This window comes from Curtobacterium sp. MCBD17_013 (assembly GCF_003234565.1).
Lineage (GTDB): Bacteria > Actinomycetota > Actinomycetes > Actinomycetales > Microbacteriaceae > Curtobacterium.
In genome coordinates this window covers 132270-148818 of the sequence record NZ_QKTU01000008.1, presented here as the reverse complement: position 1 = coordinate 148818, position 16549 = coordinate 132270, and the positions used below count along the sequence as shown (strand labels likewise).

Sequence of the window (16549 nt, the reverse complement as noted above, 5' to 3'; positions counted from 1 at the left end):
GTACTCGACCTCGCGTCTCACGGTGTACTTCGGCACCGCCGTGGTGGTCGCCCTCGTCACGGCGCACCTCGACGCCCGCGGCCTCCGCATCGTCCTCATCGCCGTGCTCGTCATCGCCGCCGTCGAGGTCGCGTGGACCGCCGTCGACCTGGTCACGGGTGCCACGCCCATCTGGGGTCAGCGTGGTGGGGTCTCCCGCCCGAACCCCCTGACGGGCGACGTGTGGGAACGCGGCCAGGGGTCGATGGGGCAGCCGATCGTGTTCGGGACGTTCGAGGCGATCGCGGTCGTGGTGGCGTGGAGCAACCGCATCGGCATGTCCGGCGCCGTCCGGAGCGTCGCGCTCCTCGTCGCCGCGGTCGGCGTGTTCCTCTCCGGTACCCGCAGCGCGGTCCTCTGCGCCGTCCTCGGGGTCCTCCTGCACGCGGTCCACCGACGCGGGATCGGCCGGTGGGCCAGGAACGTGGTCCTCACGGCGATCGTCGGGGGCATCGTGGCCGTGCTCGACTTCGGGATCTCCACGGTCACGACCGAGCTCCTGTCCTCCGGCTCCTGGATCCACCGCTCGACCTCGATCGCCGCGGTCCCCCGGTTGCTCGCCCGTCCCCTGGCCGAGTCGCTCTGGGGCACCGGGTTCGGCAGCGAGACCCGGCTGTTCGCCGACCACCTCATCGAGACGACGTACGGGCTGCAGGTGGTGGACGACCTCCCGGTGTACCTGCTCGGCACCACCGGCGTCGCCGGCCTGGCCGTGTTCCTCGCCGTGGTCGTCGTCGTGGCCGTCCGGGCGGACGCGCAGGGCCGGGCCCTCGTCCTGCTCTGGTTCGGGATGGGGTTCTCGTTCGACCTCCTCGTGTGGTTGCAGGCCGGGATCCTCCTGACGTTCACGTTCGCGTTGCCCCGCCTCGACCGTGCCGACGGGCCGGGCGGAGGCGGCCTGGAGACGGTGCCCGAGCAGGCCGGCGCCGGACCGTCAGCCGCGGTCCCGCGCGCGTCGGGCCTCCCGGGCCGCGGACGGCAGGAACCGCACGCCACGCCACAGTCGGCGGGCGTAGGCCGCGAGCAGGCCGAAGCGGTCGAGCCCTCCGAGTCCCCGTTTCTCCAGCGTCTCCCGTGGTGGGAGCAGGGCGACCCGGACCACGCGGAGTCGCTCGCGCCACGGCGCCTCGACGAGCGCGAGCAGCCGCCGCGCGTGGGGTGACGACGCGGCCGTCAGCAGGCGCCACCGCAGGTCGGGCACACCCCAGTCGTCGAGCTCGATGCCGAACGCGTCGGTGAGGAACGGCCGCGCCGCGGGCACCGCGCCGAGCGCGCGGGCCGCGTCGAGGACGGTCGGCGCGAGCAGGGCCGGGTTCCCGTCGCCGGCCGTCCGCTCGACGAGGTGCGCGTACTCCTCCGCGTGACGGGGGACGGTGATGCTCCGGAGGCAGTGCAGCGCCTGCACGAGGACCGCCTCGGGCAGGTCCGGGACCGGGACGGACGCCCCGGCGACGACGAGCGTGCACCGGGTCCTCCAGAGCCGGGCGAACACCGCGTCGGTGTCCGTCCCGAAGCCCGGGAACCGGTCGTGCACGTCCAGGTCGCAGCTCCACCCGCTGCGGAACAGGGTGACGGAGTGGCGGCTGAACGTCACGTCGTCGGCGTCCGCGGGCCGTCGGCGCCACCCACGGCGCTCGAGCTCGGCGGTCATCACCGGAACGCCGCGCGGTGGCACGAGGACGTCGACGTCCGCCGGGACCCGGTGTCGGTCCTGGAGGCCGTGGTGCTGAGCGCCGAGACCCTTGAGGACCAGGAACGGGACACCGGCGACGGCCGCGGCGTCCGCCACGACGGCGTGCGCCAGCTCGACGGTGGCACGCGCGTCCAGCCGTGCTGCGGCCGTCACGGCCGGGTGTCGTCGGTCCCGCCGACCGCGGCCGCCCGCCGCCGGCTCCGCCGCGAGGGGAGCTCGAGGGACGGGTCGTACGGGGACACCACGGGCGAGCGTGGGACCGAGGCGTCCCGGTCGGGCAGGGAGGGCGTGAGCCGGGACCCGCCGGACGCGCGGGCTGCGCGCGCTTCCGCGTCGCCGTCCGTGCCGTGTTCCGCGCCGCCGTCCGTGCCGGGAGCGGACTCCGACCCGTCGTCGTCCCCCGCGTAGTACGCGCCGCCGTAGTAGCCGTAGTCGCGCGCGTCCTGCCCGCGCGTCGGGACCCGGTTGAGCACCGCACCCAGCACGGTCCCCCCACCACGGGCCACGAGCTGCAGCGCCCGTCCGAGCTGGTCGATCGTGGTGCCCTGCGCCGAGACCGTCACCACGAGGCCGTCCGCACCGGTCGCGAGCACGACGGCGTCGGTGACGGCGAGGATCGGCGGCGCGTCGAGGACCACCGTCGCGTGTTCCCCGAGCGAGGCGAGGATGTCCCGGAACATCCGTGACCCGAGCAGCTCGCTCGGGTTCGGTGGAACGCGGCCGGACCCGACGATCCACAGGTTGCCGACGTCGTCGGTCTGCTGCATGACGTCGGCGAGGTCGGCGCGTCCGGACAGCACGTCGGTGAGGCCCGCGCCCCGGGCCACGCCGAAGACCGCCGACAGCACGGGTCGCCGGAGATCGCAGTCGATGAGCACGACCCGCCCGGTGGACGTCACGGCGAGGGACCGGGCGAGGTTCGCCGCGATCGTCGACTTGCCGTCGCCCGGGAGCGGACTCGTGACGACGAGGACCTTCGGGCGCTCGTCGACGTGGACGTAGGACAGGTTCGTGCGCAGCTCGCGGAGGGCCTCGGACGTCGCGAAGTTGACCCGTCGCTCCTCGGGCGTGCGGTTCGGCAGGGCGTCGACGAGTTGCCGGTGGTCGGTCAGGGCTGGATTGAGCGGGATGGTCCCGAGCACGGGGACACCGAACGCGGCCTCGATCGCGGCGGCCGACCGGATGCGCCGGTCGAGGGCCTGCCGCACGAGGACGTACACCGACGCCAGGAGCAGGCCGACGAGCACCCCGAGCGTCACCGCCGCGCGCACGTCCGGCGACGTCGGCGACGTCGGGACGGTGGCGGAGGCCAACGGGACGAGCTTCGTCGTGGCCGAGGCGAGTGCCTCCCCCGACGACTGGATCGCGGCGATCTGCCGCCCCATGCCCGCGATCCACGCGTCCGCGAGGTCGGCGGACTCGCGCGGGGTCGCGCCGCTCGCGGTGACGTCGATGATCGCCGTGCCCTCCGGCAGGCGGGTCTGCACGCGGCCGAGCAGCTCCTGCGGTGATGCACTGGTGCCGGTCGCCCGGACCACCCGTTTCGCGACCGCCAGCGAACCACCGAGCTCGACGTACGTCTCGGCCTGGGACTTCGACAACTGGTCGGCGGCGTAGTCGAGGTTGGCGTCGCCGTTGCCCGCGACCCGCACGAAACCGGAGGCCTCGGACGTGTACACCCGCGGTTGCGTGAGCGTCCACGCACCGGCCGCGGCGACGCAGGCCAGGACGATGAGCACCGCGCCGAACCAGTACGTCCGGAACATGCGCACGTAGTCGGCCAGGGTCCGGGAGGTCCGCTCGTCGGGACGTGCGTCGGGAGCCATGCGTGGTCCTCCGGGTCGTGGTCGGGGCGGGATCAGGGCAGTCTCCGTCCCGGCGTGCGTGGCCCGCCCGGGCGCACGCACGTTCCCGCCGATCGCCGGGCGGTGGGATCCCCCACGGCCTCACCCGCCACGGACACGGCCTCACCCGCCGGCTCGTCCGGCCACCCGGGCGTCGTGCACCGCGAAGAGCAGGGGCAGCACGCCGACCACCAGGAGCGGTGCGACGCGGATCGCCCACATGAGGAGCCACACCGAGGTCGACCGCAGACGGACGCCACCGAGCCGACGACCGTGCAGGGCTCGTCGGGCGCACCGCACCCCGGCGCGCCGGACCGACCAGGGCGCGTGCTGGCGCCCCGGCGTGACGACGAGCCCGCGGCACCGGAACCAGCACGTGAACCACGTCAGGAGCTCCTCGCGGCGTCCCGGGTCGGCGAGCGCCGGTGCGTCGACCGGCGCCACGGAGTCCGTGGCCGCGACGACGGCGGCGTGGGCGGCCTCCAGGGCGTCGAGCGCGGGCGTCCTGGACCGCGAGACCGAGCCGGGACGGTGGACCCAGTGGTAGAGCACGTCCGGGACGAACCGGACCCGTCGCGCGGCGGCGAGCACCGGGGCGAGACCCGCGACGTCGCTCTGCGACGGCAGGTGCGGGAAGGGGGCGTCCCCGAGGACCGAGCGGCGGACGAGCTTCGACCACAGGAAGCCGTCGATGGTGCCCTCGAGCAGCATGACGAGCGCCTCGGGACCGGTCGCGACGCGCGGCACGGGGACACCGTCGACGATCCGGCCGGGGCGGAGCGGGTCGGTGCGGAAGTCGGCCCGACACACGACGATGTCGACGTCGTCGGTCGCCGCGTCGAGGAGCCGCGTCGGTGCTCCTGGCTCCCACCGGTCGTCGTGGTCGACGAACCACACCCACGTACCGCGGGCGAGCCGGACCGCGCGGTTGCGGCTCGCGGCCACCCCGGAGTTCGTCGCGTTCTCGAGCACCTGCACGTCGGGGCGGTCGACCGCCCACCGACGGAGGCGCTCGGCGGTGCCGTCACCGGACCCGTCGTCGACCAGGACGAGCTCGACGCCCGCGGTGAGGAGGGCCGCGGCTCGGTCGAGGAACCCGTCGAGCAACCGACCGGGCCGGAACAGCGCGGCGACGACGGTCACGTCGGGCACGGCGTCCGTGGGCCGAGCGCTCATGCCCGGTCCGGTCGACGCCCGCGTGCGGCCAGGAGCGACCGCGCGACCACGAGCAGGAACGCCGGGCCCCGGACCAGGTAGCGGTGAGCGAGGCGGCGCGGTTCCTGCAGCAGCCGCCACGACCACTCCAGACCGAGGCGCTGGACGAGCACGGGTGCACGGCGCCGGGCGCCTGCGGCGAAGTCGACCGCCGCGCCGGCCCCGACGTAGACCGCGTCGGGCAGTGCGTCCTCCCACCGGAGGAACCACGCCTCCTGCTTCGGCGACCCGAGGCAGAGGAAGACGACGTCGGGGCGGATCGCCCGGAGCCGCTCGACGACCGTGCCGCCGTCCTCGCCGCCCACGAGGTCCGGGAACGGCACGTCCTGGACGTCCGCGCCGGGGTGCTGCGTCCGGAGTCGCTCCGCCGCGCGGACGGCCGTGCCCGGTGCTCCACCGGTGACGACGATCCGCCACCCCCGCTCGGCGGAGGCCGCGCTGCACGCGACGAGGAGGTCCGCCCCGGTGACCCGGCGCACGGTGTGGTCGCCGAGCAGTCGCGCCAACGCGACGATCGGGAGGCCGTCGACCGTCCGGAGGTCCGCCCGCGCGTGCGCACGGCGCGCCGCCTCGTCGTTCCGCAGCACGAGCACCTGGTCGACGTTCGGCGTCGTCACGAGCGTTCGACCGGTACCCCGCCGCCGGTCGACCTCGTCGAGGAGGTCGCGCACGTCCCCCCGGAACAGCGGCTCGTCGGCGAGCAGGACGGCGTCGGGCGCGACCCGGAGGAGCGGTGTGCGTCCCGACGCCATCAGTAGGCTCCCCGTGCGCGGAGGACGGCACCGACCGTCCGGGCCAGGACGACCAGGTCGCCCATGAGGGACCAGTTCTCGACGTACAGGAGGTCGAGGTGGAGGCCGTCCTCCCACGGGAGGTCCGAGCGACCCCCGACCTGCCACGGGCCCGTCAGCCCCGGCTTCGTCAGGAGGCGCCGTCGTGCCCGGTCCCCGTACGTCGCCACCTCGGACGGCAGTGGTGGCCGCGGCCCCACGAGGCTCATGTGACCGAGCAGGACGTTGACGAGCTGTGGGACCTCGTCCACCGACCAGCGCCGGAGGAGGCGGCCGAGCCGGGTCACGCGCGGGTCGTCCCGCATCTTGAACAGCGGTCCGGAGCCGTGTTCGTTCTCGGCGCGGAGGTCGCCCTGCAGTCGGTCCGCGCCCGGCACCATCGTCCGGAACTTGACGATCGTGAACGGCCGTCCGCCCTGGCCGACGCGCTGCTGGGTGAAGAACGCGGGCCCCGGACTGTCGAGTCGTACCGCGAGGGCGACGAGCACGATGAAGGGCGCAGCGAGGACCAGCCCCAGGGCACTCGCCACGACGTCGAACGCCCGCTTCGCCACGTGCGGGAGACCGGACCGCGGGGGCGGTTCGACGGCGATCAGGGCGTGCCCGGCGAGCGTGACCGTCTGGAGGCGCTGCGTCGCGACCGGTCCGACCTGCGGCGCCACGAGCAGCTGGACGCCGTCGGCCTCGAGGGCCCAGGAGAGCTCGCGCGCGAACTCGTCACCGTGCCCGCCGACGACGAGCACCGCGTCCGGGCCGAGCTCGTCGACGAGCTGCTCGACGCGCGCGTGCAGCGCCTCGGGTCCGGCGCGGCGCGCACTCGCCCCGACGGGGCCGTCGGTGACCAACGTCCGGACGACGCGGAGCCCGGCACCCGGGTCGCGGTCGACCAGGTCACGGACGGCCGCCACCGAGTCGGACGGACCGATGACGAGCGTCGAGCGGCACATCCGGCCGCGCTCGCGCAGCCGACGGACCCACGCGCGCCAGGCCACCCGGTCGGCGACGAGCGCGACGAGGCCGAGCGGGACGGCCACGAGCAGGTACCCCCGCGAGATCTCCGTCTGCGTGATCGCGGAGGACACGGCGAGCACGAGCACGACGACGACCGTGGTGCGGGTGAGGTCGCGGAACGCGCCGGGTGACGACACGAAGCGGTCCTCGGGGGACCGCCCGGCCCGGACGACGAGGAGGAGGACGAACCACAGCCCCGACAGGAGCACCGAGAACTCGGTGTAGTCGAGCCCGACGAACCCGATCCGCACGCCGTTCCCGTCGAACCCGAACCGGAGGAACTGCGATCCGAGGGTCGCGGCGAGCAGACTCACGGCCTCGGTGGCGGCCATCGTCCGGGTCGGGAGCGGTGTCGCGGTGCCGGGTCGCGCCTCCCGGTGTCCGCCGACCGCGGCCGTCGCGATCGTGTGCGCCACGTCACCGCTCCTCGGTGTGGTGGTGGTCGACCCAGTCGCCGAGGGTGTCGTGCCGCAGGGCGCGACCGATCTCGGCGACCGCGGTCCGGTCCTGCAGCACGATCGACTGACCGTCCGCGCTCGTCCCGCTGCCGAGCGTCGGCAGCGTGAAGAAGGCCACGTCGTCCGGTCGGACCGATCGGAGTCGCCAGCCGATGTGCGCTGCGCGGGTGAACGTGAGGCCGGGGTCCACCGTCACGGACCGTCCCGTCGCACCCAGGAACGCCCGCACCCGGCCGAGGTCGTGCAGGCCGTCCCGGTCGGCCAGCCGATCGACCACGCCGCGGAGGAACGACTGTTGGTTGCGCACGCGCTGGTGGTCCGCGTCGGGGAACGCGTACCGTTCGCGCACGAAGGCGAGCGCGCGCTGCCCGGCCACGTGGTTGATGCCGGCCGTGAACCGGTAGCCCGGCATGTTCCGGCTCGTGAAGGCCTTGGGCGACACGACGTCGACACCACCGAGCGTCGACGACATGGCCGCGAACCCGGCGAAGTCGACGACCGCGACGTGGTCGATGCGGACGTCGAGGAGCGCCTCCACGGTGCGGATCGTCAGCGGGACCCCGCCGAGGGAGAACGCGGCGTTCACCTTGCCCTCGCCGTGCCCGGGGATCGGCACCCAGAGGTCGCGCATGATCGACATGACCTGGACGTCCTCGCCGTCGGCCGGGAGGTGGACGAGCATGAGCGTGTCCGAGCGCTGCCCGGTCGGACCGCCGCCCGCGATGTCGCCGAGGCGTCCGCGGGTGTCCGAGCCGATGAGCAGCACGTTCTCGGAGGCCCGGGACGCCGCCGGACGCTCCCCTCTCGGGAACGGGTCGGAGTCGAGGGTCCGGACGTCGGACCGGTACCCGGTCTGCACCAGCAGCACGACCGCGGCCGCCGTGACGAGCGGCAGCACGACGAGGATCACGACCGCGAACGACACCCGGCGCAGGACCCGCCGCCGCTCAGCCACGGGTCGCCGCCAGTGCGTCCGCGATCACCGTGACGGCGTCACCGAGTTGTGCCTCGAGCGCCCCGAGACGCGCTGGGTCCGGACCGACCGGGTCGATGAGATCGCGATCGCCGCCCTCCGCCGTCACCGCGGCCCGCAGGGAGCTCGCTCGCTGGAGGAGCCCCGCCGGGTCGAGCCCCCGTGCGCGGTGGTGACGCGCGATCGCCGCGAACTCGAGCACGGTGAACGTCCGGTTGAGCAGCGCCGGCACGCGCTCGAGCACGGCGACGGAGTGGGCCTCCTCGGCCGTGAGCACGAGTGTCGCACCCCGGAGCCGGGTCGCCTGGAGCGGTGACGCCCGATGGCCGGACGCGTCCAGCCCCCGGTCGCGCAACATCCGACGGACACCCGGCACCATCGCGCCGCGCTCGAGCACCCGCACCCCGCAGCTCGAGACCGCGAAGCGCCCGGGGGCCCGGGCGTCGAGCTCGGCCTGCAGCAGACGCTCGACGAGTGGGGAGCGCGCGAGGTTCGCCGCGCACACCACGACGACACGCGTCCGCTCGTCGCTCGGCCCGGGCGGCGCGGCACGCTCCCACGGCGACGGCCGTGTGCATGTGGACGGCGGTGTGGTCATCGCGACGATCCCCTCCTCGATCGGGTCGGTCGCGGTGACCGTACGGTCACGACGCGGCTCGATCAGGGGCGTGCGCGATGGGCGTCCGGGAGGCCCGGCACCGGGTCACCCGTCAGTTCACGTCCCGCGGCGCGGGTGCCGTCGTCCGCTCACCGGAGCGGCCGTGATGAGGGCCCGGCGCGCGGACTCACCCCCCGGAGCGCGCCCACGGCTGACCGGGAGGTCGGCGCTAGCATGCGCAGCCGAGGAGGGAGGTCCGCATGGACGACGACGAACGGACCGCAGGGCCGCCCCGTCGCTGGGTCCGCCGACGGGCGCGGGTCGCGGCGGTCGGCGACGCCGAGCGGGTGGTGGTCACCGATCCCGCGCGGTGCGACCTGCATGTGCTCGCCGGCACTGCTGCGGTCGTCTGGTCCGAGCTGGACGAGGGCACGACCGTCGAGGACGTGGCCACCCGGGTGGCGCGGTGGTACCCGGACGTCGACCCGGAGACGGTGGCGGGGCAGGTGGCGGCGTTCCTCGGGGAACTCGCCGCCGCGGGGCTCGTCGAGGTCGAGCCCGTCCCGGACACACGAACGGACCGGCCCGGGGCCGTGGTCGAGACCATCCGGTCTGACCACGGCACCCGGGCCGGTCCGTGGGGGTGGAGCGTCGGGACGACTACGCGTTCTGCACGTCGTCCTTGGCGCTCTGGGCGCTGTCCTTGACGTCCGAGGCCGAGGACTGCGCCTCGTCCTTGACCGTCGACGCGGCGTCCTGCGCCGTGCCCTTGAGGTCCTGCACGTGCTCCTGCGCGGTGTCCTTGAGGTCGGAGGCGATGTCCTGCCCCACGCCCTTGGCCTTGTCCACGAGCGGTGCGGCCTGGTCCTTCAGCTGGCCGGCGAGGTCCTCTTCCTTCGAGGAGGCCGGGATGAGGGACGAGGCGAGCCAGCCCGCACCGAAGGCGATGAGGCCGACGGCGAGCGGGTTGCCCTTGGCCTTGCCGACGGCCGAACGGGCAGCGCCCTTGGCGGAGTCGGAGGCGCCCGAGACGGAGCCCGAGGCGCTGCTCGTGCCGGACTGGACCTTGCTCTTGGCGGCGTCGACCGTGCCCATCACGCTGTCGCGGACGGAGCCGATGCGCTCGCGCACCTTCTCGGTCTGGCGGTGGGCGATGGACGACGGGCTCACCTTGTCGGCGAGTGCGTCGACGTCCGACCCGAGGTTGCCACGGGTGCGCTCGATCTCGGCGCGGATCTCGTCTGGGGTGCTCATGCGTTCCTCCCGTTGGTGTGCGGCTTGAGGGTGTCGGGGATCTCCTTGGCGGTCTCGACCGTCTGCGGGGCGCCCTGGATCTCCTTCATCGACTTGCGGCCCTGCATCGCGAGGATCGCGGCGATGATGCCGTAGATCACCGCGATGATGAGCGCCGACCAGGCGTTGTTCACGAGGAACCCGAGGGCCCACCACGCGGCGATGGAGATGAAGAGGAGGGCGAAGAGCGCGGTCAGACCGGCTCCACCGAACATCCCAGCGCCCTTGCCGGCCTTCTTCGCCGACTCGGTCAGCTCGGCCTTGGCGAGCGCGACCTCCTGGCGGAACAGGTTCGACAGGTCCTTCGAGACATCCGTCAGCAGCTCACCGAGCGGCGTCGTGGCGGCGCGCTCCTCGGCGGCTTCGTTCGGTCGCGATGCAGCGGTGGCGCCGGCGGTGTAGCCCGCGCCGGGCACACCGCCCGGGACGCCACCCGGGGTGGTCTGGCTCATGCCACGCCTCCGGTGCCGTACCCGGCACCCGTGCCGCGGTCGTACTCGGTCTCGACCGGGTCCGTCGTGCCGTACGCAGCGCCGGTCGTGCCGTAGTCCGTGTCGGTGACGGTCGAGTAGGTGCTCGTCGACGTGGCGTCGTACGAGGACGAGTCGCCGCCGGTGGCGCCACCGAAGGCCTCGGCTTCCTTCTCGTGCTTGATCTCCGTCGTCAGCGCCTTGGTGAGGCGACCGGCGAGGATGCCCGCTCCGGCGGCGATGGCGATGAAGGTGCCCGGACGGCGGGCCGCGAAGGAGCGGACCTCGTCGATCAGCGAGCCCGGGTCACGGCCTTCAAGGTAGCCCGCGACGCTGCCGGCGCGGTTCGAGAGGTCGCGGACGACCTTGCCCGCGATGCCGTCGTCGGCGTTCTCGGCCATCGACGAGAGCTGGTCGCTGATCGTGCGGAGTCCGCCGGCGGCGCGCTGCTGCTGCTGGCCCGCCTGGTCCTTGAGGCTCGACGTCGCCTGGCCGAGGAGTTCCTTGGCGTGGTCCGTGGCCTCCGAGGCGACTCGGGACGCCTGCTCCTTGGCGACGCCCGCGACCTGCGCGGCCGACTGCTTGGCGTCACCGGCGACGTTCTGGGCTGCGCCCTTGGCGGCGTCGGCCTTGCCGGAGCCGCCGGAGTCGCTCGCGCTGTCCGTTCCGTAGGACGGGACGTGGACGCCGGAGTAGGTGGTGTCCGTCGTGTCGTCGACGACGAGCTCGTCGTCGATGAGGTCGTCGTCGGCGAGCGACCCGGTCGGCACGGCCCGGTCGTAGATCGGGGTGTCGTTCGGGATGTCGTTCTCCGGTGGGTATGTGCTCATGACGTTCCTTCCCTGTTCGCGGGTCCGGGAGGACAGGCGTCATCCCGGTCTGGCGTGTCACCCACCGTGCGCGTTCTCGCCTGGGAGCGTTCGGACTCTCAGGGGTGGGACAGGGATCTTGTCCCCCGTTCTGGGCCCATCCCGCCGCCACGAGGCGGCCGGATGACGCACCATTCGTCCCCCGGACGCCCAGGTGGGCCTCGCTGACTCCCGGAAATCCGGACGGGAGGGCCGGGGCGGGGGCGTACCGCACCTCCCGTCCGAGGGGGACAACCTGCATGGGTGGCGAGGGAACGCGGCCTACCGTCCAGTCCACGCGTCGTGAGCGCCGGGACCCGCCCGGCACCGACGCGAGCTGAAGGAGAGACACAGGATGTACTTCCACAAGCAGGAATTGCAGTTCAAGTCCACGCCGAGCAAGCCCGACGCCGTCTACGCACGGAAGCTGCAGGAGGTCCTCGGTGGCCAGTACGGCGAGATCTCGGTCGCGCTGCAGTACCAGTTCCAGGCCTGGAACATGCACATCCCCGGCAAGTACCGGGACCTCGTCTTCGGGATCGGCGCCGAGGAGCTCGGTCACGTCGAGATGCTCGCGACGATGATCGCCCAGCTGCTCGAGAAGGCCCCGCTCGGCATCACCAAGGAGGCCGTGCAGGACGACCCGACCGTCGCCGCCGTCATCGGAGGCATGGACGTCCAGCACGCGATCGTCGCCGGCGCCGGGGCACGCCCGGTCGACAGCAACGGGAACCCGTGGCAGGGCTCGTACATCACGGCGAGTGGCAACCTCCTCGCCGACTTCACGGCGAACGAGAACGCGGAGATGCAGGGGCGCATCCAGGCCGCCCGGCTCTACCACATGACGGACGACCACGGGATCCGCGACCTGCTGTCGTTCCTCATCGCTCGCGACACCATGCACCAGAACATGTGGGCGACCGCCGCTGCCGAGCTCCGCGAAGAGGGCTACGAGGACTTCCCGGTCCCGAGCAACTTCGCGCAGAAGAAGGAGGACCAGGAGGTCAACTACCAGTACCTCAACTTCTCCGACGGCGCCGCCGCGGCCGAGGGACGCTGGGCGAGCGGCCCCTCGTTCGACGGCAAGGGCGAGTACACGTACCACGACGGGCCCACCACCTCGGTGCCGATGCCCCCGCCCACGCTGGTCGACGCCCGCTACTACGGCACCACCCCGACCCCGAACAAGGTCGAGCAGAAGGCCGCCCTGTCGCAGGACCGGCGAAACAAGGAGTGACGCGCTCCGGCGGCCGACGCCGCCGCCGTGACGGGGACCACCGTCGACCTCACGTGTCGATGGTGGTCCCCGTCCTCGATGACGCCTCCGTGCTCCGACGGTGCCTCGCGTCCGTCGCGGTGCAGACCGTGCCCGTCGACGAGGTCATCGTCGTCGACAACGGCAGCACCGACGACAGCGTCGCCGTCGCCCTCGCGGCCGGTGCCACCGTGCTCCACGAGCCGGTCCGGGGGATCGCGGCGGCCGCGGCACGCGGGTACGACGCGGCCTCCGGCGACCTGATCGCCCGCGTCGACGCGGACTCGGTGCTGCCGCCCGACTGGGTCGACCGTGCGCTCCGGGCCTTCGAGGACCCGCGCGTGGTCGCGGTGACCGGACCAGGGCGCTTCCGAGACCTCGGCCCGATCCCGCGCGCGTTCTGGCAGCTCGCGTACATGCGGGCGTACTTCGTGCTCATGTGGCTCGCGCTCGCACGACCGCCGGTCTTCGGCTCGAACACCGCGTTCACGCGCGCGGCCTGGACCCGCGTGTCCGCACGCGTGGAGCGTCGTGACCCGGCGCTCCACGACGATGTCGACCTGAGCCTCCACCTCGACCCGGCATGGCGCGTCGTCGTCGATCCGGGGTTGCGCGCCGAGATCTCGAGCGACCCGCTGCGGGACCGCCGCGGGTTGGTGGTCCGCACGCGCAAGGCGCTCCATACGCTCGGATCCCACGGCCGTGCGGGCCTCCCCTGGTACCGGTGGTTCCGGCGCGGGTTCACCATGCTCCGCGCACCCGCGATCCCGAGCCGAGCGGTCGGCTGGCCGGGCGCGACGGCTCGGACGGCGCGGGCTCCCGGGCTCCCTGAGCACGAGCCGAGACTGCGGGGCACCGACACCACTCCGGGCCATCATCGGGATGGTGACGCGGCCCCCACGGCCGCGTCGCAGTGACCCTCGACGGGCACACGTCCCGTCACACGGAAGGAGGCCGACATGGCCCGCACGACATCGGAAGCCAGCGGCGAGGACGAGGCGGACGCCACCACGCACGGTGGCATGGACGCGCCCTCGCAGGCCGAGGGTGAGGACCTGGACGAGGACTCGCCCACGATCTGACCGAGCAGCACGAGGCCCCGGGTCCGAACGGATCCGGGGCCTCGTACGTGTCGGTCCGAGTTGAACCCGCAACCGAACGGGGACTGCTGCAGCTTGAGACTCTGGCCTAACGTCGTCGCCTCAGTTGCGCCGGCCCGAATACGAGGAGGAACGTCAGCCCCGCTCCCACCGCGACCGTCGCCGTAAGAAACCCAACCCATGAACCCCACCCAGTGGATACAGAGGTAACGGTGAAAACTGCGAGGATCACGAGAACTGGCGTGAGGATTGCGCACACGATTGAGTTATAGCGCTTCCTTCCGTTAGCAGGCACTGGCCACCGATCCGATCCCATCTGCCACTCCGTATGCTGACGCTCCAAATCCAATGACGCCGGCTACTCCCAGCGCCGGCGACCATCCGAGGGACGGGATCTCAGCGGCAACCGATCCAACAATACCGACACCGGAGGCGATGAGCCCGAGGCTCGAGAACGCGGGACCGGTGACGGCATGGCCGCACTGCGAAACACGACCGGTGGGAGCCGAGCCGTTGATGGGATCGCAGCCGACAAACGCGTATCGGTTGGCGTTGCCGGGGTCGAGGGGTGCGTCGAAGGTGTCTTTTTGCTTCCACCCGCCCGCGACGGGGAGGTACCAGCGTTGACGGTGGCATGGACGCGCCCTCGCAGGCCGAGGGTGAGGACCTGGACGAGGACTCGCCCACGATCTGACCGAGCGCAGTACGAGGCCCCGGACGGATCCGGGGCCTCGGCCGTCCCTCATCCACGGGGCGACGCTGAGGCCGATGCCCGCTCCGCCCGGCATCACATCGCGCCCGTCCGCGGCGCGTGATCCGCGGAGGCGGTTCCACCGACCCAGATGAACGAGCGCAACACCGTCACATCAGGTAATCCCGCCACCTCCGCAGAGAAGATGCTTACGGCGGATCTTGCTACGCAACCGCCAAGTGCAGCACCTACCGCAGTCGCGCTCGCAACGACCAGAGCGTGCTGCAAGCTGTATCTTCCAGTCAGGTCCATAGCATTGATGGGGTCATCACCCGCAAAAGGATATGGCGGCGCGCCGCTCCAGCGACGCATCGCTCCGAAAGAGCGTCATTTTCGTCTCTTGAGTTTTCGATCTCGCAGCAGGAAGAAGATTCCGAGAGCGAGGCATAGGACTGCCCCGACCCAAAAGTACGGCCCGTATGATAAAGGTCGTGGCGTCGCTACTGGAACTAACGCTAGCAGGACGAAACTAATGATCCCGTAGATGCCGGCAATACGGTTCAAGTTCTACTCCTACTTGAATGCCCGGATGAACTCCGGGAGGATTCTTCCGGCAGGTCCAAGCAAACCGGTCACCGTTCCTGTTTCTGCTCCATCGGCAGCGTCCCTGGCCAACTGACCGCCGCGATCACCGTCAATAGCTCCAGTTGTCAGCCCCTCGACTGTTCCTCCTGCGTCCACCCGCCCGCGATGGAAGGCACCAGCGGAGACCGAACTTCACGAGCCCGTCGCCGGTGATCCGGATCCCGAACCTGTAGCCGAAGAGCAGGTACTCGAACCACGGCGACGTGCCACCGCTGACGACGGTCCGGTTCCCGTACGGGTCGAAGGACACGTGTAGGCGCGTTGGCCGTCGGCGGTGAGGATCCCGACCGGATTCCCGATCCCGTCCACCAGGTACAACCCCACCTGCAGGTCCGGGCTGATCGCGTCGAGGACCTGCCCCGCGGTCGGATCGTCGAAGAAGAACGACGTCTGCGCGCTGCTGGTCTGGGACTGCAGCTGCCCGCTCATGCCGTACACGTACGTGTACGAGTCCGCACCCGGCGTGGTCTGGCTGGGCAGCTCGTTCTGATCCGCGCCGACGTGAATGTACGGCGAAGTGCTCGAAGCGACGCGGGTGAGAGAGCACCTGTGACGGCGCTCGCGATCATCCATAGCGGTCCCCACCGGCACGTTGACGGAACGATCGCCGATCACTCTTCCTCGTCATCGACCGGTGGTCGCCATTGATGACGCGCCTTTGTGAAATTCGCAATCAAGAACAGCGCCACTGACAAGGCCAACGCGACGCAGCATACAACACACTCGTCGGCCGCTTCAGTGCTTTTCACCCCGGTATGATTCTGCATATCTCGGATGGACGAGAACAAGAAGATCGTCGACATGCTGGCGATGAGCAAGGGGGCTATGTAACGGAAGGAGACTTCGACGAATTTGTTCATTGCCACAGTCCTGTCACTCACAGGGCGCTCGAGGGAGACCGGCAGTCAGTCGTACTGAGAACAGTACTGTGTGACGACGTAGGAGTATCCGAAGGGCAGGTACTCGGACCACGGGGACGTGCCACCGCTGACCACGGTCCGTTTGCCCTAGGGCGTCTACTCCACCCGACGGTCTGGATCATCTCAGCGCGGAACTGGCATGAACAGGACGATGATGCCCGGCAGCGATCCGAACGCATAGCAGGTGAACATCCCCGCCTGAAGGGGAATCGCCAGAGGAGCGATCATCCAACCGAGGCCCACGGCCCCCACAACAACAAGCGCGATGAGAAGGAACTCGAGAGACTGTCGTCGGTGCACCCGGATCCTGGTGGACGCTGGACGCACGGGCCTCCGTGTACCAATCGGCAACCGGGCACCTGTCGGGACACGCGCCACGCCTCTTTGCGAGGAGGGGCGGGCCCCGCGAGCCAGCCCTCGATGGTCTGCGGAGGCGCTGCTCGGTGCCGCTTCGATCAGGATCGCCTCTCGACAGGGGTCACGACGAGCAACCTACTCATGCGTCCGTCATTCCTCGAGTTCTCTGATGGCAGTCCTGCGCTGTTGCTTGGACGATCCGTCCGATGGCGTGCCGAAGAACGTGAGGAGCCAGGATCGCCGCGGGACGCCTTTTGCATCTACCCAATCGATGAAGGGAAGCGCCTGCACGTCGACAACAGCTTCACGGGGGATAGTCCGGACTCCGGTGAATCCCACTGATCGAGC

The 16549-nt window shown here is 71.5% G+C and carries 17 protein-coding genes; 5 read left to right on the top strand and 12 right to left on the bottom strand.

Features of this window, described 5'->3' with window-relative positions; all coding sequences use genetic code 11:
• Positions 1 to 973: 973 nt before the first annotated feature.
• From DEI81_RS10610 to DEI81_RS10580, 7 genes are all read right to left on the bottom strand, one after another.
• Positions 974 to 1885 (bottom strand): nucleotidyltransferase family protein, encoded by a 912-nt coding sequence (locus tag DEI81_RS10610; protein WP_111010688.1) that lies wholly within the window; start codon positions 1883 to 1885, stop codon positions 974 to 976.
• Positions 1882 to 3558, bottom strand: coding sequence for a polysaccharide biosynthesis tyrosine autokinase (locus tag DEI81_RS10605; RefSeq protein WP_111010687.1), 1677 nt, complete (start codon positions 3556 to 3558; stop codon positions 1882 to 1884). The genes DEI81_RS10610 and DEI81_RS10605 overlap by 4 nt, the downstream gene beginning before the upstream one ends.
• Before the next feature lie 141 nt (positions 3559 to 3699).
• Positions 3700 to 4752, bottom strand: coding sequence for a glycosyltransferase (locus tag DEI81_RS10600; RefSeq protein WP_111010686.1), 1053 nt, complete (start codon positions 4750 to 4752; stop codon positions 3700 to 3702).
• A complete protein-coding gene (locus tag DEI81_RS10595) occupies positions 4749 to 5543 on the bottom strand; it encodes a WecB/TagA/CpsF family glycosyltransferase (protein WP_111010685.1) in 795 nt (264 codons plus the stop codon). Before DEI81_RS10595 ends, DEI81_RS10600 begins: the two co-directional genes overlap by 4 nt.
• The gene (locus DEI81_RS10590) at positions 5543 to 7009 is read right to left on the bottom strand and encodes a sugar transferase (RefSeq protein ID WP_111010684.1); all 1467 of its coding nucleotides are present in this window, start codon (positions 7007 to 7009) and stop codon (positions 5543 to 5545) included. Before DEI81_RS10590 ends, DEI81_RS10595 begins: the two co-directional genes overlap by 1 nt.
• Before the next feature lies 1 nt (position 7010).
• Complete coding sequence (locus DEI81_RS10585) at positions 7011 to 8006, bottom strand: LCP family protein (protein WP_258368636.1); 996 nt, start codon at positions 8004 to 8006, stop codon at positions 7011 to 7013.
• Positions 7999 to 8622: a protein-tyrosine-phosphatase gene (locus DEI81_RS10580; RefSeq protein WP_111010683.1), complete on the bottom strand. Its 624-nt coding sequence runs from the start codon at positions 8620 to 8622 to the stop codon at positions 7999 to 8001. The genes DEI81_RS10585 and DEI81_RS10580 overlap by 8 nt, the downstream gene beginning before the upstream one ends.
• Positions 8623 to 8882: 260 nt before the next feature.
• Here DEI81_RS10580 and DEI81_RS10575 point away from each other — a divergent pair, with 260 nt between their 5' ends.
• Positions 8883 to 9329: a PqqD family protein gene (locus tag DEI81_RS10575; RefSeq protein WP_111010682.1), complete on the top strand. Its 447-nt coding sequence runs from the start codon at positions 8883 to 8885 to the stop codon at positions 9327 to 9329.
• Here the strand turns inward: DEI81_RS10575 and DEI81_RS10570 are convergent.
• From DEI81_RS10570 to DEI81_RS10560, 3 genes are read right to left on the bottom strand one after another with little or no spacing between them, the layout of a single operon-like run.
• A complete protein-coding gene (locus DEI81_RS10570; protein ID WP_111010681.1) occupies positions 9283 to 9876 on the bottom strand; it encodes a DUF3618 domain-containing protein in 594 nt (197 codons plus the stop codon). The two genes, DEI81_RS10575 and DEI81_RS10570, sit on opposite strands and share 47 nt — an antisense overlap.
• Complete coding sequence (locus DEI81_RS10565; protein ID WP_111010680.1) at positions 9873 to 10367, bottom strand: phage holin family protein; 495 nt, start codon at positions 10365 to 10367, stop codon at positions 9873 to 9875. The genes DEI81_RS10570 and DEI81_RS10565 overlap by 4 nt, the downstream gene beginning before the upstream one ends.
• A complete protein-coding gene (locus DEI81_RS10560) occupies positions 10364 to 11215 on the bottom strand; it encodes a hypothetical protein (RefSeq protein WP_111010679.1) in 852 nt (283 codons plus the stop codon). The genes DEI81_RS10565 and DEI81_RS10560 overlap by 4 nt, the downstream gene beginning before the upstream one ends.
• 373 nt (positions 11216 to 11588) lie before the next feature.
• Between DEI81_RS10560 and DEI81_RS10555 the strand changes: the two genes are divergently transcribed.
• The 4 genes from DEI81_RS10555 to DEI81_RS16010 all read left to right on the top strand — a co-directional run bounded on the left by DEI81_RS10555 (position 11589) and on the right by DEI81_RS16010 (position 15414).
• Positions 11589 to 12470, top strand: a complete 882-nt coding sequence (locus tag DEI81_RS10555; RefSeq protein WP_111010678.1) for a manganese catalase family protein — start codon at positions 11589 to 11591, stop codon at positions 12468 to 12470.
• 59 nt (positions 12471 to 12529) lie between these two features.
• A complete protein-coding gene (locus DEI81_RS10550; RefSeq protein WP_258368643.1) occupies positions 12530 to 13405 on the top strand; it encodes a glycosyltransferase family 2 protein in 876 nt (291 codons plus the stop codon).
• Positions 13406 to 13447: 42 nt separating this feature from the next.
• On the top strand, positions 13448 to 13570 hold the full coding sequence (locus DEI81_RS16585; protein ID WP_258368635.1) for a hypothetical protein: 123 nt from the start codon (positions 13448 to 13450) through the stop codon (positions 13568 to 13570).
• A gap of 1628 nt (positions 13571 to 15198) precedes the next feature.
• Positions 15199 to 15414 (top strand): hypothetical protein, encoded by a 216-nt coding sequence (locus DEI81_RS16010; protein ID WP_111071846.1) that lies wholly within the window; start codon positions 15199 to 15201, stop codon positions 15412 to 15414.
• Positions 15415 to 15535: 121 nt separating this feature from the next.
• Here DEI81_RS16010 and DEI81_RS10540 read toward each other — a convergent pair whose 3' ends face one another.
• The gene (locus DEI81_RS10540; RefSeq protein WP_111010675.1) at positions 15536 to 15784 is read right to left on the bottom strand and encodes a hypothetical protein; all 249 of its coding nucleotides are present in this window, start codon (positions 15782 to 15784) and stop codon (positions 15536 to 15538) included.
• A gap of 183 nt (positions 15785 to 15967) precedes the next feature.
• Positions 15968 to 16144 (bottom strand): hypothetical protein, encoded by a 177-nt coding sequence (locus DEI81_RS16240; RefSeq protein WP_181435384.1) that lies wholly within the window; start codon positions 16142 to 16144, stop codon positions 15968 to 15970.
• Between the last annotated feature and the right edge of the window lie 405 nt (positions 16145 to 16549).

Coding starts and splice junctions, on each gene's coding strand:
- DEI81_RS10580 (WP_111010683.1), bottom strand. CDS start 8,622: ATGACCACACCGCCGTCCACATGCACACGGCCGTCGCCGTGGGAGCGT.
- DEI81_RS10595 (WP_111010685.1), bottom strand. CDS start 5,543: ATGGCGTCGGGACGCACACCGCTCCTCCGGGTCGCGCCCGACGCCGTC.
- DEI81_RS10560 (WP_111010679.1), bottom strand. CDS start 11,215: ATGAGCACATACCCACCGGAGAACGACATCCCGAACGACACCCCGATC.
- DEI81_RS10550 (WP_258368643.1), top strand. CDS start 12,530: ATGGTGGTCCCCGTCCTCGATGACGCCTCCGTGCTCCGACGGTGCCTC.
- DEI81_RS16585 (WP_258368635.1), top strand. CDS start 13,448: ATGGCCCGCACGACATCGGAAGCCAGCGGCGAGGACGAGGCGGACGCC.
- DEI81_RS10565 (WP_111010680.1), bottom strand. CDS start 10,367: ATGAGCCAGACCACCCCGGGTGGCGTCCCGGGCGGTGTGCCCGGCGCG.
- DEI81_RS10555 (WP_111010678.1), top strand. CDS start 11,589: ATGTACTTCCACAAGCAGGAATTGCAGTTCAAGTCCACGCCGAGCAAG.
- DEI81_RS10600 (WP_111010686.1), bottom strand. CDS start 4,752: ATGAGCGCTCGGCCCACGGACGCCGTGCCCGACGTGACCGTCGTCGCC.
- DEI81_RS10605 (WP_111010687.1), bottom strand. CDS start 3,558: ATGGCTCCCGACGCACGTCCCGACGAGCGGACCTCCCGGACCCTGGCC.
- DEI81_RS10575 (WP_111010682.1), top strand. CDS start 8,883: ATGGACGACGACGAACGGACCGCAGGGCCGCCCCGTCGCTGGGTCCGC.
- DEI81_RS10570 (WP_111010681.1), bottom strand. CDS start 9,876: ATGAGCACCCCAGACGAGATCCGCGCCGAGATCGAGCGCACCCGTGGC.
- DEI81_RS10540 (WP_111010675.1), bottom strand. CDS start 15,784: ATGAACAAATTCGTCGAAGTCTCCTTCCGTTACATAGCCCCCTTGCTC.